Origin of the sequence: Streptomyces sp. NPDC051987 (assembly GCF_040680735.1) — a bacterium.
Lineage (GTDB): Bacteria > Actinomycetota > Actinomycetes > Streptomycetales > Streptomycetaceae > Streptomyces.
On record NZ_JBFAXI010000013.1, the window covers coordinates 89,185 to 114,412 of the forward strand.

The 25,228-nt window shown below is 72.6% G+C and carries 19 protein-coding genes; 3 read left to right on the plus strand and 16 right to left on the minus strand.

Annotation, left to right across the window (positions count from 1 at the left end):
* Positions 1-4 precede the first annotated feature (4 nt).
* The 5 genes from AB0M11_RS10420 to AB0M11_RS10440 all read right to left on the minus strand — a co-directional run bounded on the left by AB0M11_RS10420 (position 5) and on the right by AB0M11_RS10440 (position 9,103).
* The gene (locus AB0M11_RS10420) at positions 5-3,310 is read right to left on the minus strand and encodes a S8 family peptidase (protein ID WP_365703501.1); all 3,306 of its coding nucleotides are present in this window, start codon (positions 3,308-3,310) and stop codon (positions 5-7) included.
* A 231-nt stretch (positions 3,311-3,541) separates the two neighbouring features.
* Positions 3,542-4,225: an ABC transporter ATP-binding protein gene (locus AB0M11_RS10425; RefSeq protein WP_365703503.1), complete on the minus strand. Its 684-nt coding sequence runs from the start codon at positions 4,223-4,225 to the stop codon at positions 3,542-3,544.
* Positions 4,226-4,527: 302 nt separating this feature from the next.
* Positions 4,528-5,982 carry an FtsX-like permease family protein gene (locus AB0M11_RS10430; protein WP_365703505.1) on the minus strand — a complete coding sequence of 485 codons (1,455 nt, stop codon included), beginning with the start codon at positions 5,980-5,982 and terminating at the stop codon, positions 4,528-4,530.
* A 189-nt stretch (positions 5,983-6,171) separates the two neighbouring features.
* Entirely contained in the window at positions 6,172-7,701 is a 1,530-nt protein-coding gene (locus tag AB0M11_RS10435) for a GMC family oxidoreductase N-terminal domain-containing protein (protein ID WP_365703507.1), read from the minus strand.
* A gap of 148 nt (positions 7,702-7,849) precedes the next feature.
* Positions 7,850-9,103, minus strand: a complete 1,254-nt coding sequence (locus AB0M11_RS10440; protein WP_365703509.1) for an MFS transporter — start codon at positions 9,101-9,103, stop codon at positions 7,850-7,852.
* Positions 9,104-9,232: 129 nt separating this feature from the next.
* Here AB0M11_RS10440 and AB0M11_RS10445 point away from each other — a divergent pair, with 129 nt between their 5' ends.
* Positions 9,233-9,838 carry an ABATE domain-containing protein gene (locus AB0M11_RS10445; protein ID WP_365703511.1) on the plus strand — a complete coding sequence of 202 codons (606 nt, stop codon included), beginning with the start codon at positions 9,233-9,235 and terminating at the stop codon, positions 9,836-9,838.
* Between the two features lie 357 nt (positions 9,839-10,195).
* On the opposite strand, the gene AB0M11_RS10450 is transcribed toward AB0M11_RS10445, so the two are convergent.
* From AB0M11_RS10450 to otsB, 8 genes are all read right to left on the minus strand, one after another.
* Positions 10,196-11,185 (minus strand): Gfo/Idh/MocA family oxidoreductase, encoded by a 990-nt coding sequence (locus AB0M11_RS10450; protein WP_365703513.1) that lies wholly within the window; start codon positions 11,183-11,185, stop codon positions 10,196-10,198.
* Complete coding sequence (locus AB0M11_RS10455) at positions 11,175-11,792, minus strand: flavin reductase family protein (RefSeq protein WP_365703515.1); 618 nt, start codon at positions 11,790-11,792, stop codon at positions 11,175-11,177. The genes AB0M11_RS10450 and AB0M11_RS10455 overlap by 11 nt, the downstream gene beginning before the upstream one ends.
* 37 nt (positions 11,793-11,829) lie before the next feature.
* A complete protein-coding gene (locus AB0M11_RS10460; RefSeq protein WP_365703517.1) occupies positions 11,830-12,738 on the minus strand; it encodes a UTP--glucose-1-phosphate uridylyltransferase in 909 nt (302 codons plus the stop codon).
* Positions 12,739-12,869: 131 nt separating this feature from the next.
* Positions 12,870-14,378, minus strand: coding sequence for a trehalose-6-phosphate synthase (locus AB0M11_RS10465; RefSeq protein WP_365703519.1), 1,509 nt, complete (start codon positions 14,376-14,378; stop codon positions 12,870-12,872).
* Between the two features lie 137 nt (positions 14,379-14,515).
* Positions 14,516-15,601 (minus strand): alcohol dehydrogenase catalytic domain-containing protein, encoded by a 1,086-nt coding sequence (locus tag AB0M11_RS10470; protein WP_365703521.1) that lies wholly within the window; start codon positions 15,599-15,601, stop codon positions 14,516-14,518.
* Positions 15,602-15,668: 67 nt separating this feature from the next.
* On the minus strand, positions 15,669-16,883 hold the full coding sequence (locus AB0M11_RS10475; RefSeq protein ID WP_365703523.1) for an acyl-CoA dehydrogenase family protein: 1,215 nt from the start codon (positions 16,881-16,883) through the stop codon (positions 15,669-15,671).
* A gap of 697 nt (positions 16,884-17,580) precedes the next feature.
* The gene (locus AB0M11_RS10480; RefSeq protein ID WP_365703524.1) at positions 17,581-18,498 is read right to left on the minus strand and encodes a ParB N-terminal domain-containing protein; all 918 of its coding nucleotides are present in this window, start codon (positions 18,496-18,498) and stop codon (positions 17,581-17,583) included.
* A 53-nt stretch (positions 18,499-18,551) separates the two neighbouring features.
* Positions 18,552-19,466: a trehalose-phosphatase gene (gene otsB / locus AB0M11_RS10485; protein ID WP_365703526.1), complete on the minus strand. Its 915-nt coding sequence runs from the start codon at positions 19,464-19,466 to the stop codon at positions 18,552-18,554.
* A 726-nt stretch (positions 19,467-20,192) separates the two neighbouring features.
* Here otsB and AB0M11_RS10490 point away from each other — a divergent pair.
* Positions 20,193-21,182 carry a helix-turn-helix domain-containing protein gene (locus AB0M11_RS10490; protein WP_365703528.1) on the plus strand — a complete coding sequence of 330 codons (990 nt, stop codon included), beginning with the start codon at positions 20,193-20,195 and terminating at the stop codon, positions 21,180-21,182.
* A 73-nt stretch (positions 21,183-21,255) separates the two neighbouring features.
* Here AB0M11_RS10490 and AB0M11_RS10495 read toward each other — a convergent pair whose 3' ends face one another.
* Both AB0M11_RS10495 and AB0M11_RS10500 read right to left on the minus strand, forming a co-directional pair.
* The gene (locus tag AB0M11_RS10495; protein ID WP_365703530.1) at positions 21,256-22,500 is read right to left on the minus strand and encodes an Ig-like domain-containing protein; all 1,245 of its coding nucleotides are present in this window, start codon (positions 22,498-22,500) and stop codon (positions 21,256-21,258) included.
* 222 nt (positions 22,501-22,722) lie between these two features.
* The gene (locus tag AB0M11_RS10500) at positions 22,723-23,067 is read right to left on the minus strand and encodes a hypothetical protein (RefSeq protein WP_365703532.1); all 345 of its coding nucleotides are present in this window, start codon (positions 23,065-23,067) and stop codon (positions 22,723-22,725) included.
* 109 nt (positions 23,068-23,176) lie between these two features.
* Here AB0M11_RS10500 and AB0M11_RS10505 point away from each other — a divergent pair, with 109 nt between their 5' ends.
* The gene (locus AB0M11_RS10505) at positions 23,177-23,503 is read left to right on the plus strand and encodes a hypothetical protein (RefSeq protein WP_365703534.1); all 327 of its coding nucleotides are present in this window, start codon (positions 23,177-23,179) and stop codon (positions 23,501-23,503) included.
* Positions 23,504-23,645: 142 nt separating this feature from the next.
* On the opposite strand, the gene hutH is transcribed toward AB0M11_RS10505, so the two are convergent.
* On the minus strand, positions 23,646-25,184 hold the full coding sequence (gene hutH, locus AB0M11_RS10510) for a histidine ammonia-lyase (RefSeq protein WP_365703563.1): 1,539 nt from the start codon (positions 25,182-25,184) through the stop codon (positions 23,646-23,648).
* Positions 25,185-25,228: the final 44 nt, after the last annotated feature.

Here is a 25,228-nt window from a genome sequence, read left to right on the forward strand (position 1 = left end):
CGGCTCACTTGGCGTAGTACGCGTTGTAGATGGAGATCGTCGACTTGTTGCCCTTCTTGTCGGCGATCTTGGCGTGGAACGAGATGGCCTTGCCCTTGGCCGGGTTCCTGACGGTGATCTTGCCGTGGTTCACCGTCAGCTTCTTCCAGGTCTGGCCGTAGTCGTAGGAGACGTAGACCGTGAGGGACTGGAGGTTGCGGCCGGCGGCCGAGCCCTCGACGGTGACCGGGAAGGTGACCGTCCTGCCCGCCTCGACGCGGCTGTCCGGGCCGGTCTGGGCACCGAAGCGGACGGTGGAGGCCGGGAGCTTGGCCAGCGGGGTGTTGCTGCCGGGCTTCTTCGAGTGGAAGGTCCAGCTCGCGTCGATCCGGGTGGAGGCCGCGGCGACCTTGACCGAGCGGATCACCGAGGTGGTCAGCTTGTACTCGGCGTCACCCGACGGCACGGCGAAGGAGTCGCCGCCGAACAGCGGGTCCTTGTTGGAGCCGACCTTGGTGCCGTTGCGGTACAGGGTGGTGTTCACCGACAGGAAGTCGGAGGACCCGGCGTGCCCCGCGCTGTCGGCGAAGAGCGGGACCACTCCGAAGATCTGGTTGTCCTCCCGGAACAGGCCGTACTCGCTGCCCAGCTGCGGACCGAAGACGGCCCTGTTGAAGGTGTTCTTGTAGGTGGCGCCCGCCTTGTAGGCCCGCGGGTCGCCCAGCGTGTACCCGGCGTCGGGGAGGGGGAGTCCCTGGGCGTCGTGGCCGCGGTACTGGAGGGCGTCGAAGGCCCACCGGGCGCCGTCCACGGTGGAGACGTGGAAGGTGCGGGTGGCGGGCAGCTTCTGCTCCACCCCGTCGCCCGCGACGAAGTCCTCGCCGACGACGCCCCACGGGGCGACCGCGCCGGTCTTGCCGGGGGCCGAGGCACCGACGGAGTTCTTGACCGTGGCGAACTCGCCCGCCTTGAAGTGCCGGACCTTGTCGCCCTGGACCTTCTTGACCTTGGCGCTGGTGGCGACGTCGTACTCCTCGCCGGCGCCCTTGGTGAACTGGCCGCTCCAGGTCTGGGTCAGACCGCTCACCTCGCCGCCCAGCGGTGCGAGCCGGATCTTGGCGAAGCTGTCGAAGCCGACGCCGAGTCCGATGCCGGCCGGGTCGTACATGTAGTCGACGGTCGCCGAGTGCGGGGTGGCCTGGGCGTCCGGCACGGTGATGTCGGCGGACTTGGCGGTGCGGGCGTCGAGGGTGACCGTGAGGTCCTTGGTGACGCTCAGCTTCGGGTCGACCAGCCAGTCGAGGCCGCCGTCGAAGGTGGTGAAGTCCTTGGCGATCCAGGTGTCGAGCAGGTACGTGCCCTTCGGCACCCGGAAACTGGCGGTCCCGGTGGCGGAGACCGGCGCGAGGTAGTCGTTGCCGTTGCCGAGGCCCGAGTAGCCCATCAGGTCGGTGTTGTAGACACCGGTCGGGTTGCCGTCGCGTCCGATGTGCTTGACGGTGACGGTGTACGACTGCACCTCACGCTGGACCGCGGCCGCCGTGCGGATGGTCTGGCCGCCGCCGGTCGCCGTCACGTACGCCGAGTAGGCGCCGTCGAGGGTGCCGCCCAGCTTGGTGTTGACGGTGAGGCCGACGGAGGCCGTGCCGCCCGCCGGGACGGTCAGCTTGGTCGCGCCCAGCGTGAAGAAGCCGGCCGGGGCCGCCGCGCCCTTGGGGTCGGTGGCGGACGACGTCAGCGTGAGCGTCACGTCGGACGTGCCGACGTTGCGGTAGGTCAGCTGCTTGGTGACCGGGGTGTCGTCGGTGTGCGGCCACTGCTGCACACCGAAACTCACCGACGTCGGGTCGGCGAGCACGGTCTGCTTGATGGCCTTGTCCACCGCGATCCGGCCCGAACCCTGCTCGAACGGCGTGTACTTGCCGCCCTTCGCGGAGCCGGTCAGGGCCGCCTTCAGCTCCTTGAAGCCCCAGTCGGGGTGCTCCTGCTTGAGGATGGCGGCGGCGCCCGCGACATGCGGGGTGGCCATGGACGTGCCGGAGATGGTCAGGTAGCCGGGCGGGTTCTCGCCGACCTCCTGGTCGATGACGCTGCCCTTGGCCGCGGCGGCGGTGATGTCGACGCCGGGCGCGGTGACGTCCGGCTTGATGGAGCCGTCGGCGGCGGGGCCGGTGGAGGAGAAGTCGGCCAGCTTGTCGTTGCCGTCGACGGCGCCGACGGTGAGCGCGTCGGCCGCGCTGCCCGGCGAACCGATCGACTGGGGGCCGTCGTTGCCCGCGGCGATCGCGAACAGGATGCCCTTCTGCTCGGAGAGCTTGTTCACCTCCGCTTCCAGCGGGTCGATCTCCGGGCCGTCGTAGCCGCCGAGGCTGAGGTTGACGACAGAGGCGCCCTCGGCCGCCGCCCACTCCATGCCGGCCAGGATGCCGGAGTCGTCACCGGAGCCGGTGTCGTCCAGGACCTTGCCGTTGAGGATCTTCGCGCCGGGCGCGACACCCGTGTACTTGCCGTGCGACTTGGCGCCGGTGCCGGCCGCGATGGACGCGACGTGCGTGCCGTGGCCGAAGTGGTCCGAGGCGTCGGCGGCCGAGGTGAAGTTCTTGGACTCGATCACCTGGTCCTTGAGGTCCGGGTGGGTCGTGTCCACACCGGTGTCCAGGACAGCGATCTTCACGCCCTTGCCGGTGTAGCCGGCCTTCCAGGCCACGGGCGCGCCGATCTGCGGCACGGACTTGTCCAGGCTGGCCTTGCGGACGCCGTCGAGCCAGACGTGCGCGATGCCGGAGGCCGCCTTGTCCCCGTTGGTGACGGCGTCCCAGAGCTCGGGCGTGTCCTTGACCGGGGTCTGCACGGCGTCCGCGTTCAGCGCCTTCAGGCTGTGCCGCAGGGTGCCCGCGTCGCGGACGTCGGCCTTGGCCGCGGTGGCCGCACCGCTGTAGCCGACGATGACCTTCAGGCCGTTCTTCTGCGCCCTGCGGGTCGCGGCCTTGTTCAACTCGGTGACGTCGAAGAGCCGTTGGTCCAGCTTGCCGGAGGCCACCAGTTGGACGGCGTCACCGGGGACGACGAGGGTGTGCCCGCCGACCTTGCTGATCCGGAAGGGTATGTGCTGGCGTCCCTTGGCCCGCTCCAGGCCGACGACGCGCCCCTTGGCGTCGAGAGTGACCCGGTCGCCGGTGATCAGGGTGACGTGCTGCTTGGCGGTGAGCGAGGCGGCGGCCGCGGCCGTGGCGGCACGCGGTTCCGGCTTCGCCGAGGCCGGGCTGGTCATGCCCGCGGCGAGCGCGACGGCCGCCGCCGTGGCCACCGTGGCCGCGGCGGCTCTTTTCACTTGTCTGCGCAAGACTCCCCCTGGGAGACGGTGTCCCGGGCGAATTCCCCGTTCACCCGGCCGGGGGATGTCTCGTACGCACATGCGTCAACCCCCCGGAACACGGAGTATGCCGGGGGGTGATCAGCGGGCTCAATAGATGAGAGGCCGGTAAGAGAAGTGCGGGAGAACTGTTACGCGCCGAGGTGAACACCGTTACACAACCGCGCGGTTGCGCGGGGCGTTCGAATGCTATGCGCCCGCGTTCTCCTTGACGGTGATCCTGCCCTTGCGGATGGTCGCGAGGCGCGGGGCCTTCTTCGCGATCGCGGAGTCGTGGGTGACCATGATGAAGGTCAGTCCGTGCTCCTTCCACATGCGCTCCAGTACGTCCATGATCTCGTCGCGCATGCCCTCGTCGAGGTTGCCGGTGGGCTCGTCGGCGAGCAGCACCTTGGGCTGCTTGACCAGGGCCCGTGCGATGGCGACACGCTGCTGCTGGCCGCCGGACATCTCGCCGGGCAGATGGTTGAGGCGCTCGCCGAGACCGACCGACGTCAGCGCCTCGGCGGCGCGTTCACGCCGTTCCCTGGTCCTGACGCCGAGCGGGACGAGGGCGGTCTCGACGTTCTCCTGGGCGGTGAGCGTCGGGATCAGGTTGAACGACTGGAAGACGAAGCCGATGCTCTCGCTGCGGACCGACGTGAGCTTCGCCTCGGAGAGCTTGGCCAGGTCGGTGCCGTCCAGGACGACCTCGCCGGAGGACGGACGGTCGAGTCCGCCCAGCATCTGCAGCAGCGTGGACTTGCCGCCGCCGGTGGGGCCCTGGATGACCAGGCGGTCACCGTCGGCGATGGTGAGGTCGATGCCGTCGAGAGCGCGGACGGTGTCCTTGCCGCGGCTGTAGACCTTGGTGACGTTTCTGAGTTCGTACATGGTGGCTCCTGGAGGGTGTTGTGGGTGGGGCGGTCGGGTGTCGGCTGCGGGCCGGTGGGGGTTGCTCGCGCAGTTCCCCGCGCCCCTGACGGGTCGCTGTAGCCGCCGCGTTCCCAGCCGCGGGCGGCGTCGCAGCTAGTCAGCCGCGGGCAGTCGTGCCTCCCCCAGTGCCTTGAGGGCCTGGGAGGTGCCCCCAGGGCGGCACGGGTGGGCGCTGGGGGTCCCCCCGGCCGAAGGCTGGGGGGGGGGAGGCACCCTGTCAGCGCCGGTGAGCGTCCCCACCCCGCCACAGCCGACGTCGGCTACTCGACCCGCCGCAGTGCGTCCGCCGGTCGCAGCCTGGACGCGCGCCAGCCGCCGAACGCCCCCGCGATCAGGCCGCCGGCCACCGCGAGCCCCACCGCCAGGACGATCGTCGTCACGCTGACCGGTGCCGTGAGGGCGACCTCCAGGGTCTTGGCGGCCCGTCGGCCGGGACCGCCGGGGAAGCCGCCACCGGGGCCGCCGCCCGCGTTGCCCCCGCCACCGCCGCCGAGGGAGGCCTCCAGGGTGGGGCTGATGGAGGTGACGACGTACGCGCCGGCCAGACCGAGCGCGATGCCGAGCGCACCGCCGACCAGGCCGTTGACCATCGCCTCGCCGATGACCTGCCGGGTGACCCGGCCGGACTTCCAGCCCAGCGCCTTCAGCGTGCCGAACTCGCGGACGCGCCGGGAGACCGCGGACGAGGTGAGCAGGCCGGCCACCAGGAACGCGGCCACGAGCACCGCGATGGACAGCCACTTGCCGACGTTGGTGGCGAGCGAGGACGCCGTGGACAGCGAGCCGGAGACGGTGTCCGCGAGGTCGGCGGAGGTGGTGACCGTCGTACCCGAGACGTGGCTCTGGATGGTCTTCTTCACCGAGGAGATCTGCTGGGAGTCGGTCGCCTTGACGTAGATCGTGGTGACCTTGTTCTTCTCGTCGGCGAGCGTCTGCGCCTGCTTCAGCGGCATGTACAGGTTGGCCGCCGCGTCACCGCTGTCGGCCGTCGCGATGCCGATGATCGTGAACGTGACCTTGTTGATGGTGACGGTCGAACCGACCTTGTACTTCTTCTCCTTGGCGTACGCCGAGTCGGCGACCAGCACCTTGGCGTCCGTCTCGGTGGTCTTGAAGGTACGGCCGCTGGTGATCTTCGACGAGGTCAGCGGGCCGACCTCGGTCCGGGTGACGTCGGTGCCGTAGACCGTGTACGCGTTGACGTCGAAGTTGGCACCGCCGCCCCGGACCTCGCCCTGCGGCTGGCCGTTGCCGCCGCCGAAGCCGCGGCCGCCACCGGAGCCCGGGTTCTGCTGGAACTGACCCCGAGTGAACTGGCCGCTGATCTTTAGCACGTTGAGGTTCAGTCCGCCCACCGCGGTCGCGACGCCCTTCTGGTCGCCGACCTCGGTGACGGTGCCGGCGGGGAGGGTGGTGAAGCCCTGCACCAGGACCCGGTCGCTGCTCTGCGTGCTCGACGAACCGTTGTTCTGCGCGCCGAAGTTGAAGCGGGGCCGCTGGGAGTCCGCGGTGGACGCCGACGCGGCCTTGGTGACCGTCATGTCCGTACCCAGGCCGTACAGCGACTGGAGGACCTTGTCCTGCGCCTTCCCCATGCCGTTGGACACGGAATTGACCACGATGACCAGTGCGATGCCCAGCGCGAGGCCGGAGGCGACGACGAGAGCCGCCTTTCTGCGGCGGCGCAGTTCGCGCCTCAGGTAGGTGAAGAACATGACCGCAAGGTAGGGACGGAGCGTGATGGCTCTATAAGCCACAAATAAGAGATGCATGAGAAGGCTGTCGGGGAGCCAGGAACAGCCCCGCACCCGGCTGTCAGCGCGGCCGGGCACGCGGAAACCCCGGCCGGGCGGGGGAGTCACCGGCCGGGGCGGCTCGACGCTTCGAGGCCCGTCTCCGCTTCCTCAGCGCTCGCCGAGGAGGACGTCCGCGGCGCGTTCGGCGAGCATCGTGACGGGGGCGTGGGTGTGCGCCCGGACGAGACTCGGCATCGCGGCGGCGTCCACCACCCGCAGTCCCTGCACGCCCCGGACCGCGAACGACGGGTCGAGGACGGCGTGTTCGTCCGTGCCCATCCGGCAGGTGCTCACCAGGTGGTGGATGCTGCCGCCGGTGGTGCGGATGTACGCGGTGATGTCGTCGAGGTCGTCGGAGAGCGCACCGTCCGTGAGCGGCTTGCCCAGCCACTGCGCCAGGTCCGGCTGGCGCAGGATCCGCTGGGCCGCGCGCACACCGGCCACCAGGGTCGCCAGGTCCTCCCCTGCCTCGTCGCTGAGGTAGCCGGGGTCGATCAGCGGGGCGTCGTGCGGGTCCGCGCTGCGCAGGGTCACGGTGCCGCGGCTGTGCGGGCGCATGAGGATCACGCCCAGGGCCATGCCGTGCGCGGCGGGCCGCTGGTGCTCGCCGAGCGGCACCACCAGGTGGACGATCTCGATGTCGGGGGCCTCCACCTCCTCGCGGGTGCGCAGGAACAGCAGCGCCTCGGAGATGATCGAGTCCAGGGAGCCGTGGCGGTCGCGCAGGTACTGCTCGATCTGCTCGGGCGAGGTGCCCGAGCCGGGCGACCAGAATCCCTGTGCCTCGAAGGCCAGCGGCACCAGCAGATGGTCCGTCAGGTCGCGGCCCACCCCCGGCAGGTCCCGCACCACCGGGACGCCGTGCCGGGCCAGTTCGGCGGCGGGGCCCACGCCGGAGCGCAGCAGCAGGTGCGGGCTGCCGACGGCACCGGCCGACAGAACGACCTCGCGTTCGGCCCGCAGGGTCTCGGTGCCCGACTCCCCCTCGACCTCGATCCCGACCGCCCGCGTGCCCTCGAACAGCACCCGGCGCACCAGCGTGTCCGCCAGCACCGTCAGGTTGGACCGCTCCCGGGCCGGCGTCAGGTAGGCGTCGGCGGAGCTGTGCCGCAGGCCGTCGCGGTGGGTCGCGCGGGCCAGGGCGTAGCCCTCCTGGACCTCGGCGGCCGGGGTGTGTCCGAGGCGGGCGCAGGCGTCGACGAAGGCCGGGGTGACGGGGAGCGGGTAGCGCAGTCCGGCCAGGCTGATCCGCTGCTCGGCGCGGTCGAAGTAGGGCTGCAGGTCGTCGTGGCCGAAGCCGTCCAGACCGGCCCGCGCCCAGCCGTCGTAGTCCGCGCGGTGGCCGCGGGTCCACAGCTGGGCGTTGATCACCGAGGAGCCGCCGACCGCCTTCCCGCGCGGGATCGGTATCGCGCGGTCGGCGAGGCCGGGCTGGGGCACCGTGCTGAAGTTCCAGTCCAGGTCGCCGCCGAACAGCCGCGGGAAGAGGATCGGCACCTGGACCTCCGGGCGGTCCCCCGCGGTCGCCGTGCCGGCCTCGACGAGGAGCACCTGCGCGGTGCCGTCCGCGCTGAGCCGGTCGGCGAGCACGCAGCCGGCGGAACCGGCCCCGACGACGATGTAGTCCCAGCTGTTCACCGGGCGACCGCCTCTCGGCCCTGGGCGGCGCCGGAGGCCGGCGTGGTCAGGCCCCAGGTGGTGCTCTTCCGGCGGAGGTTATCGGGCATGACAGCTCCTTCTGTGTGCGGTGACTGGGTGACGTGCGGGAGACCGGGCGGACGTTGCGTCAGCGGGCGGCGGGGGCGGAGGGGGAGGCGGTGACCTGCTCCGTCGCGGGGGCCGCGGCCGGGCGGGCCCGCAGGACGTGCCGGAGGAGGGCGAGGCCCGCGAGGAGCACGACCAGGCCGCAGACGCCGTTCCAGCCGAAGGCGGAGTACGCCCGCACGCCCAGCCAGGAACCGGCGCTGCCGCCGAGGAACGCGCAGGTCATGTAGGCGGTGTTGAGGCGGGCACGGGCCTCGGGGCGGAGCGCGAAGATACGGGCCTGGTTGGCGACCTGGCCGGACTGCATGGCCACGTCGAGCAGGAGCATCCCGGCGCCCAGGCCCACCAGGCCGACGGCACCGCCGAGGTGACCGGTCAGCAGCAGGGCGCCGGCGGCGATGGCGCCCACCATGCACACCAGGTTGACGGCGTCGGGACCCTGCCGGTCGGTGCGGCGGCCGGCGACCGGGGTGGCGAACATGCTGGCCGCGCCCACCAGGGCGAGGACGCCGACCGCCGGGGTGCCGAGGTGGTAGGCGGGGCCGGTGATGTACAGCGCGAGGGCGGTCCAGGCGGCGCTGAAGGCGGCGAAGACCAGCACCTGGTTGAGGGCCGAGCGGCGCAGCAGCGGCTCGGTGCGCAGCAGGCGCAGCGGGGCCGCGAGCAGCGCGGGGTAGGACTGGTCGGTGCTCGGAGTGGTGGTGGGGAGCGCGGCGGCCAGGGCCAGGGTGAGGACGAGCACCAGGCCGGCGGCGACCAGGTAGGGGGCGCGCCAGCCCAGCCATTCGCCGAGGGTGCCGGAGAAGGTGCGGGCCAGCAGGATGCCGCCGATCAGGCCGGACAGCAGGGTGCCGGTGACCGCGCCGCGGCGCTCCGGTGCGGTCAGGCCGGCCGCCATCGGGATGAGGATCTGCGGGACCACGGTGGTCAGCCCGACCAGCGCGCTGGCGACGGCGAGAACGGGCAGGGAGGTGGCGGTGCCCGCGAGCACCAGTCCCGCGCAGGTCACCAGGAGCAGGGTGGTGACCAGGCCCCGGTGGCGCAGCCGGTCGCCGAGCGGGACCAGCAGGAAGATGCCGGCCGCGTACCCGAGCTGGGCGCAGGTGACCACGACGGCCGCGGACTCCGGGGAGACGTGCAGGTCGTCGGCGATGAGCGGGCTGATCGCCTGCGGGAAGTAGATGTTGGCCACCGCGACGCCACAGGCGACGGAGAGCAGCAGGATCAGGCGCCGGCTCAGCGTCGGCGACGAGGGGGAGGGAGGCCCAGCGGACACGACACACCTCTGGCGAGGAAGGGGACAGAGACAGGGAAGAGGGGCGGAGCGACAGCGCTCCGCCGGGAACCGTTTTAACCGGTTCCTCGACGGTACCAGTAAAACCGGTTCCGCAGTAGGGTGGTTCGTATGCCCGACACACCCGCGCCCACCGCCCCCCGCTTCCGCAGCGGCGCGGGCCGGATCTGCCTGGACTTCATGCGCACGCTCCGGCTGCGCGGCCTGGACGGCGCCACCGAGGAACTGGACAGCCCGGAGGCCCTGACCGCCTGGGTCGCCCAGCTGGGCCCCTATCCCGACGGCACGGCCGTTCCGGCCCCGGCCGCGGACGTCCTGCGCGAGGCGCGGGCGGTACGGGAGGCGGTGCACACGCTGCTGACCGCGGCGCGCTCGTCCGCGGGCCCGGCCGGCTGCCCGCCCGAGGAGCGGGAGCTGCTGAACCGCGCGGCCGCCGCGGCTCCCCCGGTGCCGGTGCTCGCCGCGGACGGCACGGTGACCTGGACCGCCGCGGACCCGGTGGGCGCGGTCCTCGCCGACATCGCGCGCGACGCGCTCGCGCTGGCGACCTCGCCCGCCCTCGACCGGGTGCGGGCCTGCTCCGGACCGCACTGCGCCGCCTGGTTCCTCGACACGTCCCGCCCGGGAAACCGCCGCTGGTGCTCGATGGAAACCTGCGGCAACCAGGCCAAGAAACAGACCTGGCGCACCAGGCACGCACCCACACCCGCGACCTGACACGGCCCACCGGGGGCTGCGGCGCCCCGGGGGCCGGGGTCGGCAGCGGTGCGCGAAGGGCGCGGGACGTAGCCGTACGCGGCTGTGCCGCGCGGGCAGGACCGGTCACGACGGCGCCCGGCGCGGTCCGCCGCGGTCCGGCAGCGCCCCGCACAGCCGCTGGCCCGTAGCGGTACGCGGCTGTGCCGCGCGGGTACAACCGGTCACGACGGCGCCCGGCGCGGTCCGCCGCGGTTCGGCAGCGCCCCGCAGGGTCGTGGGTGAGGGGCGTGGAGCGCGGTCGGTCGCGGGGGCGGTCGGGTGCGGGGGCGGTCGGGTGCGGGCGGCGGCAGGGTGTGGGGCTTCACGGTGGAGCGGTCAGCCGCCGGCCCGTGCGGCGGCCTCGGCGGCCTCCGCCAGGACGTGGGCGCAGGTCACGGCGTCCGCCGGGCCGGCCGGCTCCCCGGCGCCGGTCAGGAACGCGGTCATCGCGTCGCCGGCCGCCGGTGGCCGGTGCGTCTCCGTCAGCGTGCCGCCCGCCGTCGCCAGGGTCAGCTCACCGCCGGCCACCTGGAGCGTGCCCAGCGTTCCCTCCAGGCGCAGCCGGACGCCGCCGGGGCGCGACATCCAGCCCGCGTGCAGGGCGGCCGGCACCGCGCCCCACTCCAGCAGGGCCGTGCCACCGGCGTCGTCCGGCAGGCCGTCCGGCGGCGGGTGCAGGAGGGCGCCGCGGACCCGGAGGCCGGCCTCGGGCCGCAGCCAGCGCAGCAGGTCCACCAGATGCACCCCCAGGTCCGCGAAGGCGCCCCGGGCGCCCCACCGCGGCTCCCGCATCCAGGCCGCACCGGTACCGGTGAACCACCCGTCCGGCAGGCCGGGATGGGTGAACCACGCGTCGCACGCCACCAGCCGCCCGAGCCGCCCGTCCGCCAGCAGCGACCGGGCCCGGCGCAGCACGGGGGCGTGGCGCAGGAACATCGCCGTCGTCACCACCGCACCGGCCGCGGTGAGCCGCGCCGCCAGCTCCCGCGTCTCGGCGAGGCCGGCGGCGAGGGGCTTCTCCACCAGGGCCGGCACGCCGGACCGGGCCACGGCCGTGAGCAGTTCGGGGTGCTCGGCGGTGGTGGCGCAGACCAGGGCGAGCTGCGCGCCGGCGAGCGCGGTCGCGGCATCGGGTACGACGGGCACCCCGCGCAGCCCTGGGTGCGGGCCGGACCCGCCCCACGGCAGGCGTCCTTCGTGCACGGCGACCACCTCCGCGCGTCCGGCGAGTGCGCGGAGGTGGTCGTCCAGGTGCGGGTGGGCGGTGCCCAGGACGGCAAGCCGCGGGCGGGGCGGCCCCGGCTCGGGTGCGGGGTCAGCGGGCACCGGCGGCGTCCGGTGCGGCGGGGCGCACGAAGCCCCGGTCGACGTAGACCAGCGCCTCCCGCTCGTGGGAGGTGACGCAGTCCAGGACCCGGCCGACCAGCATGCTGTGGTCGCCGCCGTCCACCACCTCGTGCATCCGGCAGGCCAGCCGGACCACCGCCCGGGGGATGCCGGGCAGTCCGCGTTCCAGGGGTTCGGTGTCCCCCGCGGCGAACCGGTCGACGCCCGAGGTCGCGAACCGCCGGGCGATCTCCGACTGGTCGTGCGCCAGGACGTTGACCATGAAGTGCCCGGCGACGGCGAACGCGGAGTGCGTACTGGCCTTCTTGTCCAGGCTCACCGTCACCAGGGGCGGGTCGAGCGAGAGGGAGACGAAGGAGCTCGCGGTGAACCCCCAGCGGCGTCCGCTGTCGTCGACCGTGGTGGTGACGACCACCGGGCCGGGGACCCGGGCCATGGCGCGAGTGAAGTCGAGGTCTGCGACGGCGCTTTCGGCGGCCTCTCCGGCGGCGTTCTCGGGCGCTTCTTCAGCAGCGACGGACATGGGATACGGCGCCTCCTCGGGCGTGGTCACGAACGGTGCGATGACGTGCGGATGACGTGCCATGACGTGCGATGACGTGCGATGACGGGGGTGCGGTCGGTCAGCCGGCGAGTTCCGCCGCCGCGAAGTGCCGCAGCCAGGCGCGGAACTCCGGGCCGATGTCCTCGCGGCGGCAGGCCAGCCGGACGGTGGCGCGCAGGTACTCGCCGCGGTCGCCGGTGTCGTAGCGGCGGCCGGTGAAGACCACCGCGTGCACCGGGCCGCCGATCCGCGGATCGCGGGCCATGGTGCGCAGGGCGTCGGTGAGCTGGATCTCGCCGCCGCGCCCGGGTCCGGTCTTGGCCAGCACCTCGAAGACGGCCGGGTCGAGGACGTAGCGGCCGATGACGGCGAGGGAGCTGGGCGCCCGGCCCGGCTCGGGCTTCTCCACCAGGTCGGTCACCCGGACGACGCCGTCCCGGCCGCCGGGCTCGACGGCGGCGCAGCCGTAGCGGTGGATGTGCTCGGGGCCGACGTCCAGCAGGGCGATGACGCTGCCGCCCAGCTCCTCGCGCAGCCCGGTCATGAACGGCAGGAGGGGGTCGGCGGGGTCGATCAGGTCGTCGCCGAGAAGCACCGCGAAGGGCTCGTCGCCGACGTGCGGGGCCGCGCAGAGCACCGCGTGCCCGAGGCCCCTGGGGTCGCCCTGGCGCACGTAGTGCACGGTGGCGAGGTCGGTCGCGGCGCGCACCAGGTCGAGGCGGGCCGTGTCGCCCTTGCCGGACAGCACGGCCTCGAGCTCGGCGTTGCGGTCGAAGTGGTCCTCCAGGGCCCGCTTGCCGCGTCCGGTGACCATGAGGACGTCGTCGAGACCGGCGGCGACGGCCTCCTCCACGACGTACTGGATGGCGGGTTTGTCGACGAGGGGCAGCATCTCCTTCGGGGTGGCCTTGGTCGCGGGCAGGAAGCGGGTGCCGAGTCCGGCCGCCGGGACGACGGCCTTGCGGACACGTGGGGTCGGTCGGGTCATGGTGGACACGTCCTCTTCGTCACAGAGGTCACAGAGGTCACAGAGCGGCAAAGGGGGCAGAGGAGGCCGAGGGAGGTGAGGAGAGGCGAAGGGTGCCGGTGGGCACCGGTGCCCGGGGCGCTCCGCCGGGGTCAGGCGACGCTCGCGCGGGGAGCCTGGGCGCCGGTGTCCGGGAGGAACGAGCCGTGGCCGGCCCCGCCCAGGGCGGTGAGGAAGGAGCGGGCCCAGTGGTGGACGTCCCGCTCGCGCAGGTGCCGGCGCAGCTCCCGCATACGGCGCCGACCGTCCGCCGGGTCCAGGGTCAGGGCGGTGGCCATGACGTCCTGGAGTTCGTGCAGGTGGTGCGGGTTGACCATCAGGGCCCGGGTGAGCTCCTGCGCGGCACCCGCGAACTCGCTGAGCACCAGCGCGCCGCCCAGGTCGGGGCGGGCGGCCACGAACTCCTTGGCGACCAGGTTCATGCCGTCGCGCAGCGGTGTCACCAGCATGACGTCGGCGGCCCGGTAGAGCGCGGCCAGTTCGGTACGGTCGACGGTGGTGTGCAGATAGTGCACCGGGACCTGGCCGACCTGCCCGAAGGTGCCGTTGATGTGCCCGACCCGGGCCTCGATGCGGGCGCGCTGGCGCCGGTAGTGCTCGACGCGTTCCCGGCTGGGGGTGGCGATCTGGACGAGGACGGTGTCCCGCGCGGTGGCCCGGCCGTCGGCGAGGAGACCCTCGAAGGCGCGCAGTCGCTGGTCGATGCCCTTGGTGTAGTCGAGGCGGTCGACGCCCAGCATGATCCTGCGGTGCTCGCCCAGCTGCCGGCGGATCTGCCGGGCCCGCTCCCGCACGGTCTCGCCGGCGGCCAGCTCCTCCAGGCCGGCCGCGTCGACCGAGATCGGGAAGGCGCCGACACGGACCTCGCGTTCGCCCACGAGGACGGTGCCGAGGACGGCGGAGCGGGGTGCGTGTCCGACGCTCTCCGCCCGCCGCAACCGGCGCACCAGGTGCAGGAAGTTCTGTGCGCCGCCGGGGAGTTGGAACCCGATCAGGTCGGCGCCGAGCAGGCCGTCGACGATCTGGCTGCGCCAGGGCAGTTGGAGGAAGAGTTCCGGGGGCGGGAAGGGGATGTGCAGGAAGAACCCGATCCGTACGTCCGGCCGCAGGGCGCGCAGCAGTCCGGGGACGAGCATCAGCTGGTAGTCCTGGACCCAGACGGTCGCGCCGGGGGCGGCGAGGGCCGCCGCGTGCCGGGCGAACCGCTGGTTGACCCGCTGGTAGCTCTGCCACCAGCCGCGGTCGAAGTCGGGCGGCACCACCACGTCGTGGAAGAGCGGCCACAACGTGGTGTTCGAGAAGCCCTCGTAGTACTCCCGGTACTCGGCCTCGTCCAGCGGCACCGCGTGCAGCCGGACGTCCCTGTCGGGCAGGTCCGCGGGGGCGTCGCCGGCGGTGGTTCCGGCCCAGCCCGCCCAGGCGCCCCGGCGGGCGCGCAGGATGGGCTCCAGGGCACTGACCAGTCCGCCCGGACTGCGCCGCCAGCGCGGCCCGTCCGGGCCCTGGGTGTCGAGATGGACCGGAAGACGGTTGGCCACGACGACGAAGTCCGCGTCGGAGGCGACGGTTGCGAGGGACTGGCTGGTCCTGGGCGTGTCCACGTCCTGTTTTCCCTTCTGTCCAAGGTGACGGTGCGGTTCCCGGCGCGGTGGAGCCGCGCCCCGTCAGGGGCGCGGGGCTGTGTCCACCTGCGGCTCCGCCGCGTGGGCGCGACCAGCCACAACGGACTCGCGGACGGCTAACGGCCCTGGAGCGGGGCGTCTGCTCGGAAGTCGACGATCGTCTTGAGGTCGGTGGTGCTCCGGTAGTTCTTGAAGATCTCGACGAGGCCGTCGTAGTCCCGGAAGCTGTGCACGGTGGAGAGCAGGCGCCGGCCGTCGACGATGCCGGACAGCAGCATCTGCATGGCCGTCTGGATCACGTTCGCGGAGTGGTGCATCGGGAACGCGGTCACGTCGAAGGGCGAGGCGCTGATGTTGATGCCCTTCGCGAGCATCAGCCAGGTGTCGAACTTCTGCATCTCCTGGGACGCCCCGTACAGCACGTACCGGCCCTTGGGCTTCAGCCGGCGCATCGCCACCCGGCGGGGGTCCTTCTCCTCGTCGTCGACGCGCACCGTGGGCAGCGCGTCGAAGACGTAGTCGAAGGTGTTCTCGGCGACCTCCGCGATGAGCTCCTCGGGCAGGTAGGCGCGCTCGGAGAAGTGTTCCGTGGCGTGCTGGTTGCGCATCGGGTTGGCGTCGACGGAGACCACCTGGTTCGGGGCGAACAGGCGCCGGATGACGCTGCCGGCGATGATGCCGATCGGGCCGGTGCCCATGATGAGGACCTTGTCGCCGATCTTCGGCGGGTTGCCGAGGAGGGAGCGGAGCGCGCCGGTGGTCGGCTCGATGAAGGACGCCTGGAGGTCGTCGAGGGCGTCGGGGATCTTCACGGCGGCGGCCCGCAGGTCGTCGTTGAAGTTGCGGTCGGCCCAGAAGACGTCCTCCTTGACCTCGCCGGAGAAGACCGGCCGCAGCGTCCGGTACTCGGCGAAGCCGCCGAAGTCGGTCTGCCCCCAGTAGACGATCCGGTCGCCGATCTCGATGTCGGCGCGGGTGAACTCCGGTCCCTTCTCGACGACTTCGCCGAGGTATTCGTGGCCGAGGATCACCGGGTACTCGGAGGGGAACAGGTGCCCTTCGAAGAAGGAGATGTCGGTCGAGCAGATCGACACGCAGCGGGTGCGCAGCAACAGGCCGTCGGCGGGCGCCGCCGGACGCGGCACGTCGGCGAGCACGGTCTGGCGCGGGGCGAGGAGCTGAAAGGCCTTCATGGTCTGCATGGTTGTCCTTCCGGGGCAGGTCGCGGTTGCGGAGTCGGGGCAGGCGTCGGGGCCGGTGTCACGGGGGTCAGCGGCGCATGGCGAGGCCGCCGCCCAGCAGGTACTGGCCCGCCATCTCGACGTTGGTGGGCGAGAGGGTGATGTGCTTCGCGGCCGAGTGCGCGTCGCGGAAGTAGCGTTCGAGCAGGCTGCTCGCGTACAGCGAGGAGGTGCCCGCCACGGTGAACAGCGAGGTGATCGCCGCGCAGCTCAGCTCGGCCACGGTCGCCGCGGTCAGCCGGACCGTGGCGCTCAGCGCGTCGCCGCCGGTCTCGCCGTACCGCTCGGCGTGCCAGCCGGCGTCCGCGAGCAGCAGCCGGGCGGCGCGTACCCTCGCCTCGGCGCGGGCGTAGCGGTCCTGGACGGTGTGGCTCGCGGCGAGGGTGCTCGTGCCGGCGGCCGGCCGCTTGGTCAGGGCGAGCCGCTGGAACTCGCGCAGCGCGCCGCGGGCCGCGCCGAGCACGGTCGACGAGGAGCCGAACAGGCCGAAGTCGTAGTAGCTGATGCCATAGCCGCGGGAGGGGCGGGCGGGCGGCGCGCTGAACATGTCCCGCTGGTCCACGGTGTACTGCTCGGCGACGAACACGTCGTCGACCTCGTAGTCCTCGCTGCCGGTGCCGCGCAGGCCGAGGGTGTGCCAGTTGTCCAGCATCCGTACGGCGGACTTCGGCACGAACAGCATCCGGGTCTCCGGGCCGCCCTCAGCCGTCGTGCGGGGTGCGCCGCCGGCGGTGACACGGGCCGCGCACACCAGCCAGGCGGCGTGCGCGGAGCCGCTGGCGAAGCCCCAGCGGCCGGAGAGCCGGTAGCCGCCGTCGACGGCCTCGGCCGTGCCGGTCGGGTTGACCGAGCCGACCACCAACGCGTCCTGGTCCAGGAAGAGTTCCCGGGCCTGCGGCTCCGGCAGGTAGTCCGAGAGCCGTCCGATGGCCGCCTGCACCCCCATCTGCCAGCCGATCGCCGGGTCGATCCGGGCCAGCGCCTGCAGCGCCTGCGACCCGGTCTCCAGCGGCAGCTGCGCGCCGCCCAGCTCACGGGAGACCAGCATCCGGGGGAAGCCGGCGTCCCGCAGCGCCTCGAACACCGGGAGCGGCGAGTACCGCTGCCGCTCGCCCTCCTCGCGCCACTTCTCGATGACGGGCGCGATCGCGTCGACCCGGCCGAGCCAGTCGGCCGTCTGCGCCGACACGGGTTTCCCGTCGAGCAGGGCGAAGGACTCTCCGCCGTCGTGGTTGTGGTCCATACCCACCTCCTTCAAGTCGCTGGGAGCGTAGGCAGGGCGAACACGTGTGCAATACGGGAAACCGAACGGTACGAACCCGCGACAGGACCCCTGCTCAGGCCCTGTTCCGCACCCGGCAAAGACCGGCACGGCAAGACGGCAAGGACGGGGCAAGACACGGCAAAACAAGCGGCCCGACAAAACCAGACGCCGCCCACGCAGACGCCCACGCGACGACCGCGCGCCCCGCGACGCCGGCACGCCGCACGACACCGGTACAGCCCGCGGCCCGACCCGCCCGCGACGGCCCGCACCGAACGCCGGGCAAGCCGACGACACACAACGGCGGCGCACCCCAAGGCAACGGCACAGCCCGCGGCTCAACCAGCCCGCGACGGCCCGCGTCGGACCCCGGCGCGCGGGCAACGCACAACGGCCGCACGGCACGCGGCTCAACCCGCCCGCAGCCCAACCCGCCCGCGGCGGCCCGCACCGGACCCCCGGCGCGCGGGCAACGCACAACGGCGGCACAGATCGCGGCTCAACCCGCCCGCGGCGGCTCGCGGCGGGCATGTGGTGTGTGGGGGACGCGCATCGCCCAGCCCCGGGGAGGCACATCTACGGACGCCAAGGAGGCGTGCGCCGTCGTGCCCCGGTGGACGAAGAGGGGCGGCTCGCGCGTGGGTGCGCGGGCCGCCCCTGGGCGGGTGAGCGGAGGTCAGCCGGTCTGGTCGAGGAGGCCGGCGAAGGCCAGCCAGAGGTCGATGTGCTGGTGGACGGCGGCGATCAGTGCGGCTCGGCAGTGGCCGGGCACGGCGTCGGCCAGCAGGGCGCCCTCGGCGCCGAGCAGCGCCCGGTTGTCGAGCATCCGCAGCAGGTGCCGTCCGTGGTCGGAGAAGCGGATCGAGGGGTCACGGGCGAGGGTGGCGAGGGGGTCCTTGGCCAGGACGCGGCGCCGCGCCGGGCGGGCCGGGGCGTCGGCGGGCCCGACCGCGGCCAGCGGCGCCGGTGCCGCGGACGCGGCGGTCCGCCGGGCCTGGACCGGGTCCTCGCCCCGCTCCATGCGCGCCCGCACGTCCCGGGCGGTCCCCACCGAGACACCGGCCGCGGCGGCGATCCGGCGCAGCGAGGCGTCCGGATGCCCGCGCAGGTACGCGGCCGCGCGTTCCCGGCCGGCGGAGGGATCCACCGGGCGGGCCCGGCCGTCCCGTCCCACCCGGGTGTTCAACTGGGGTCCGTCCCCGGATGAACGCCTCCGCAGCGTCGCGACGGTCTTGGTGGACAACCCGGTCGCCTGGGCGATCGCCCGGTTCGACCACTCGGGGTAGGCGGCCAGGATGCGGCAGGCGGCCGCCGAACGCTCCTGCTGGCTGAGCCGCCGCCCGTGGTGCAGGTTGGCCCGGACGGAGGCCACGAACGCCTCCCGTTCGTCGCCGTCGAAGAACCGCACCTGGATCTCGGGGCGCCCGGCCAGCATCGCCGCGGTGAGCCGGTGCATGCCGTCGACGACCCGCAGCGTGCGCCGGTTCACCAGGATCGGGGGGAGGTCGCCGATCTCCATGAGGGATCTGGCGTAGGCCAGGTCCACGTCCTCGGCCCGGGGCGAGTCGGCCGGCGCCAGCGCGGCGACCGGCACGCTCTCTGCCGGGGACGGTAACGGCTCCGGCCCGGTGGGGGGTGGGGACGTCGTCATGGCCGGCGGTCCACGAGTCCCCGGCCGAGGGCGGCGAGCAGCGCGGCCACCCCGGCGGGACCGGGCACCCGCAGGTCGCAGTGGTCCCGCAGCTCCCGGACGGCCTCGTCGGGACCGGTGGGCGCGCTGTAGACGGTGACGCAGGGCAGGCCCTGGGCGCGGCGCCGGGTCAGCAGCCGGAGCACGGGGAGGTCGGCGAGGTCGTCACCGGCGTACAGCACGGCGTGCGCGGGCCGTTCGGCGAGGAACCCGGCCAGGGCTGTCGCCTTGTCGACGCCGTGCGGCCTTACCTCCAGGACCAGACGCCCCGCCTCCACTCGCAGTCCGAGGTCGTCGGCCAGCGCCCGCACCGGCGGTTCCAGGAGCCGCAGGGTGGCGCCGGGGTCCGGACAGCCGCGGGTGTGCACGCAGATGCTGTGCGCCTTGTCCTCGACACGGGCTCCGGTGCCGTGCCGGGCCAGCAGTGGGCGCAGCCGTCGGCGCAGCCGGTCGATCGCCGGGTGCGGTGCGGGGGTGTGCAGCCGGCCCGTCGCCGAGTCCCAGCGCTGCAGGCCGTAGTGGCCGAGCACGGTGATCCGGGGTGCGCCGGTGCCGGTGCGCAGGGCGGCCGCGGCCACCACGTACCCGGCCGGACGGCCGGTGGCGATCACCACCCGCGTCCCCTGCCGGGCGAGGCCGGTCAGCGCCGCGAGGGCCTGCGGCAGCGGGCGGGCGGTGGCGGGGTCGGTGACGATCGGGGCGAGGGTGCCGTCGAAGTCGACGGCGACGACCGCCTCCCGGGGCCGGTCGAGGAGGGCCTGGAGGCCCTGCGCGCCCGCGGGTGAGATCCCCGCGGAACCGGCCTTGCGCAAGGCCGGCCAGAGCTCTTCGTCCGCCGTGCGGACAGGGCGAAGCGATGTGGTGCTGGTCATGGTCGGTGTCTCCGTTGGCGTCCACATGGGGAAGGACGGGCGCTGAGGCAGCCGGGAACGACGGCGGTCCACGGCCGGTTGGCCCTCGCCCGGACGGCCGGCCGCCTGACGGCAGGTCATCGGTCACCGGTGCGGAGGGAGGCGCGGCGGTTCACATACGCGGGGAGTTCACATGCGCGAGGAACGAGGCCTCAGGTGAGAAGACGTCACATGGGCGGGCAGTACCGAAGACACCCGAGATCGGTGTCTGACCAAAGCGGCACCGCCTTCGGCGCAGTTTCGGCCACGATCGTGCTGCTGCTGTACATGGTCGGACATCCCCCGTCGTGTATTCACACGTACTTCTGCGCAGTGGTGAGTTCACAGCGCGCCCGCCGTCGGGGGCCAGGGGAACTTGTGGCCATGTGGACAGTGGCGGCCAACCTCCCGGCCGACGGCCCCCGCCCGGCCGCTCCGCCCCCGTCCGGACGCCGGGGTTCCGGTCGCGGCGGACGATCTCCGCTCCTCTGGCGACCCCTTGCTGACCTGCGAGGAAATCTCCCGTCAGACAACTCGCACTACCATCCGGCAGATTCGGGTGGTCCGTACGGACCCTTCCCGGATGTACAGAATTCAATGAAGCAAACGGGGAGGAAGATTGTGGACAGCAGGCCACCCGGAGACGCACGGCTCATTGACAGATCCGTCGGTCTCTCCACCGCGGCCTCGGAGCTCCTCGACCAGACCGTGAGCACCCTGACCGCGCTCACCGGTCCGGGCATCGCCGCCAGCTACCGGATCCTGGCCGAAACGGACGGTCCGCTTCCATTGGCCGACGCGGACCGGCGGCTCGGCGACCCGGGGAGCGCCGTACGCCTGCTGGACCTGGGCCTCGCGCACGTCCTGCCGCACGACCCGCCGGTCCTCGCGGCGGCGGCCCCGGTACCGGCGCTGGAGGCCGCGTTGGCCCACAAACAGCACGAGCTCAACGCCCAGTACGACCTCGTCGCCCGCTCCCAGCGCGAGGCCGCGCACATCCGCCGGCTCGCCGACAGGCAGGCCCAGGAGGCCACCTCGCACCGGCTCGCCCGGGTGCTCACCGACTCCGACGACATCGCGGCCCTGTCCAACACCATCGGCACGGCGGCCACGACGGAGCACCTGACATTGGAGACGTTCCGCTACGACCTGCCCCTGTCGGAGGGTTCCGCGCAGCCGCCGACGGCCGCCTCGATCGCCCGGGGCGTACGGCACCGCAGCATCTACGAGGCGGCCTTCCTGAGCGATCCGGTGGGCGCACGGATCATCGAGCGCTGCGCCGCGGCCGGCGAGGAGATACGGCTGCTGCCGCGGCTGCAGATGAAACTGAAGGTCACCGACGGCGCCCAGGCCCTGCTGGCGCTCACCCCGACCGGCTCCAGCGCGGCCCTGCACCTGACCTCGCCGGTCGCCGTGGACGCGCTGCGCCACTACTTCGAGCTGCTGTGGCGCGAGGCGCGGCCGCTGACGCTCTCCGGCTCCTCCGGCCAAGGGGACCGGGAGGGCCAGCGCCACGAGATCGCGGCGCTGATGCGGCAGGGGCTCAAGGACGAGGCGATCGCCCGTCGCCTCGGGCTGACCCCGCGCACGGTGCGCCGCCGGATCAGCGAGTTCATGGAGGAACTCGCCGCCGAGACCCGCTTCGCCGCCGGCGCCGAGGCCCAGCGCCGCGGCTGGTTCGACGCACCGGCGGAGTAGCACCCGCGAACGCCGAAGGCGGCCGCCCCCGAGGGGACGGCCGCCTTCCCGCTTCCCGCGAGGTGCTTCCGGCTCAGACGGCCGAACCGGCCTTCCAGTCGGCCCAGCTCATGTTCCAGCCGTTGAGGCCGTTGTCGGGGGCCACGGTCTTGTCACCGGTGCGGGAGACGACCACGACGTCACCGATGATCGAGTGCGTGTACATCCAGTACGCGGGCGTGGTGGTGTCGTTGGCGCCCTTGGTGTCGGACAGGCCCACGCAGCCGTGGCTGGTGTTCACCGAGCCGAAGATGGACTTGGCGCCCCAGTAGTTGCCGTGCAGGAAGGTGCCGGAGTTGGTGAGGCGGATGGCGTGCGGCACGTCCTTGATGTCGTACTCGGCCTTGCCGTCGTTGTCGGTGAAGCCGACGGTCGTGCCGTTCATGCGCGTCTGCTTGTACTTCTCGGACATCACCATGATGCCCTCGTACGTCGTGTGCTCCGGCGAGCCGGCCGAGATCGGGATGGTCTTGATGGTCTTGCCGTCCTCGGTGACCTTCATCTCCTTGGTCTTGGCGTCGACGTAGGAGATCTGGTTGCGGCCGATGTGGAAGGTGACCGTCTTCTGCTGGACGCCGTAGACACCGGAGGCGCCCTCGACACCGTCGAGCGCGAGCTTCAGCGTGACGGTGGAGTTCTCCTTCCAGTAGGTCTCGGGACGGCAGTCCATCCGCTGGGTGGAGAACCAGTGGCAGGCGACCTCCTGGCCGCTGCTGGAGCTGACCGTGATGCCCTTCTGGACGGCGGCCTTGTTGGTGATCTGCTTGTCGAAGTTGATCGACACCGGCATGCCGACGCCGACGGTCGAGCCGTCCTCCGGGGTGAAGGTGCCTATGAAGCTGTTGGCCGGGGAGACCGTGGTGAAGGTGGCGTTCTCGTGCGCCACCAGGCCGGCGGAGTCCTTGGCCTCGGCGGCGACCTTGTAGGTGGTGGACCGCTCCAGCTGGGTGTTGGGCTTCCAGCTGGTCTTGTCGGCGGACAGGGTGCCGGCGACCGCCGTGCCGTCGGCGGTGGTCATCGTGACGCCGGTGAGGGTGCCCTTGCTGACGGTGACGGCGGCGGAGTTGTTGATGGACGCGTTGTCCGAGCCGTCCTTGGGCGTGATCGCGATGTCGGCCTGGGACGACTTCTTGGCCGCCGCCGCGTCCGCCTGGGACTGCGAACTCGCATCCCCGCCGGTGGCCTTGTCGTCGCCGCCGGAACAGGCCGTGAGCACCAGTACACCGCCGAGCAGTGCGGACGCGGCCATCAGGCCCTTGCGCCGCTTACTGTCCGTCATCACACGCTTCTCCATCGTTGCCGAGTCCGCGAACACACGAGAGTCCCCGTTGAAAATCCTCAACGCCGCGACCGCGTCGTCCCGTTCCACATTCTTGGGATCTGTGGGGCACACCACGTCCGCAAGGGCGGCCGGTGCGGGAGGGACCGGTCCGCGCACCCTCTGAGACGACGAGACCCCGGACGGCGGTTGCCGCCCGGGGTCACCGGTTCCCCGGATCGCTCAGCCGATGCCGTCTTCCTCGTCGTCGCCCTCGTCATCATCCTCGTCGAGATCCCACTCCGGCGAATCCGGATCGTAGGAAATGCGCTCGCTGGACCAGGAGGCCTGCTGCAGCTCGACCCCCGGCACCTCGCTGACCAGGTCGAACGGGTCGACGAGGTAGGCGAGCGCCTCGGCGGTGTCTTCCGTCACAGCGGCCTCGGCCTGCGTCCGCTCCTCGTCGGGCAGGTCGGGATCGCCGGCGATCCGCCGCAGCGCGGCCTTGGTGACCTCGTCGCCGTCCTCCACCTCAAGGACCAGCTCCACGCGAAGCCGTACAAAACGTGATGTCTCTGGAGTGCTCATGGCGGGAGCGTACGGCCGAATCCTCCCGTGACTTTCCCGTGACCCGCGATTTTCACTAACATCGGCCCACACGGCCAATTCGCCAGCGTCACAAGGGGATCGATATTCCGTGTCATCCGCTCGCCGCCCGTTGCTGACCGCAACCGCCGCAGGAACGCTCCTGTGCGCGCTGTGGTTCGTCCCGTCCGCCAACGCGTCCCAGGACGCCCCGGCGAGAACCAGCACGTCAGAGAGTGCGACGAGCACGGCGGACCAGGTCACCCAGCAGGCCAGAGCGCTGTCCGAGGCCACCTCGCAGGCGACCGGCGACGCCACCCGCCTCGCCGACACCGGCAGCCCCGACACCACGCCCTACGTCGTGACCGGCACCCTCTTCCTCGCAGTCGGCGCAGGCTTCGTGACCTACTCGGTCCGCCGGGAACGCCTGGAGTTCTAGCCGACCGCCACCGGGCAACAAGGGCCCCGAGGAGAAACCTGAGGGGCGCGGGGCTGTGCCGATGTGCGGCTTCCGCCGCGCGTACGCGACCAGCGCCCCACGCACCCGCAGCCGAGCGACCACCGCACCCCTGTCGGCCTGGCTAGCGCAGCGCCCCCGTCACCTTTTCCGCCGCCGCCACGACTCCCCCGCCCCGCACGAACTCCTCCGCCGCGGCCAGGTCGGGAGCCAGGTACCGGTCGGGTCCCGCCCCCCGCACTCCCGCGGAGCGCACCGCGTCGATCACGGCCCGGGACGCCGGCGCCGGCGCCAGTCCCTCCCGCAGCTCGATCGCCCGCGTCGCCGCGTACAGCTCGACGGCGATGACCCGTGCCAGATTCCCCACGGCCGTCCGCAGCTTGCGCGCGGCCGACCACCCCATCGACACGTGGTCCTCCTGCATCGCCGACGACGGGATCGAGTCGGCCGACGCCGGAACGGCAAGCCGCTTCAGCTCACTGACCAGCGCCGCCTGCGTGTACTGCGCGATCATCAGCCCCGAGTCGACGCCCGCGTCGTCGGCCAGGAACGGCGGCAGCCCATGGCTGCGGTTCTTGTCCAGCAGCCGGTCCGTCCGCCGCTCGGCGATGGATCCGAGGTCGGCCACCGCGATGGCGAGGAAGTCGAGGACGTAAGCGACCGGCGCGCCATGGAAGTTGCCGTTGGACTCGACCCGCCCGTCGGGCAGCACCACCGGGTTGTCGACGGCCGACGCCAACTCCCGCTCGGCCACCAGCCGCGCGTGCGCGAGCGTGTCCCGACCGGCTCCGGCGACCTGCGGAGCACACCGCACCGAGTACGCGTCCTGGACGCGCGGCGCGTCGTCCTGGTGGTGCCCCGTCAGCTGGGAGCCCTGGAGCACGGCGAGCATGTTGGCGGCACTGTCGCCCTGCCCCGGATGCGGCCGGATGGCGTGCAGCTCCGGCGCGAGCACCTTGTCCGTGCCGAGCAGCGCCTCAAGGCTCAACGCGGCCGTGACGTCGGCCGACTTGTAGAGCATGTCCAGGTCGGCGAGGGCCATGATCAGCATGCCGAGCATGCCGTCGGTGCCGTTGAGGAGCGCGAGCCCCTCCTTCTCGCGCAGTTCGACGGGGGCGATCCCGTGCTCGGCGAGCAGCTCGCCCGCGGGCCGCACGACCCCGTCGGGGCCCTCGGCCTCCCCCTCGCCCATCAGCGTGAGGGCGCAGTGGGACAGCGGGGCCAGGTCGCCGGAGCAGCCGAGGGAGCCGTACTCGTGCACGACCGGGGTGATGCCGGCGTTCAGCACGTCGGCCATGGTCTGGGCGACCTCGGGACGCACACCGGTGTGTCCGGAGCAGACGGTCTTCAGCCGCAGGAACATCAGGGCCCGTACGACCTCGCGCTCCACCCGCGGCCCCATCCCGGCCGCGTGCGAACGGACGATGTTGCGCTGCAGCTGGGCCCGCAGTTCCGGGCTGATGTGCCGGGTCGCCAGGGCGCCGAAGCCGGTGCTGACGCCGTAGACCGGCTCCGGCTTGGCCGCCAGCGCGTCCACGATCTCCCGGGCCGCCGCGAGCGCCGCGACCGCCTCCGCGGACAGCTCGATCCGGGCGCCGCCGCGCGCCACGGCGAGAACGTCGGACGCGGTGACACCGGACGTCCCCACCACCACAGTGTGCATATCCATATTCAGGATCGTAAGCACTGAATGCGGCCGCTGTCACT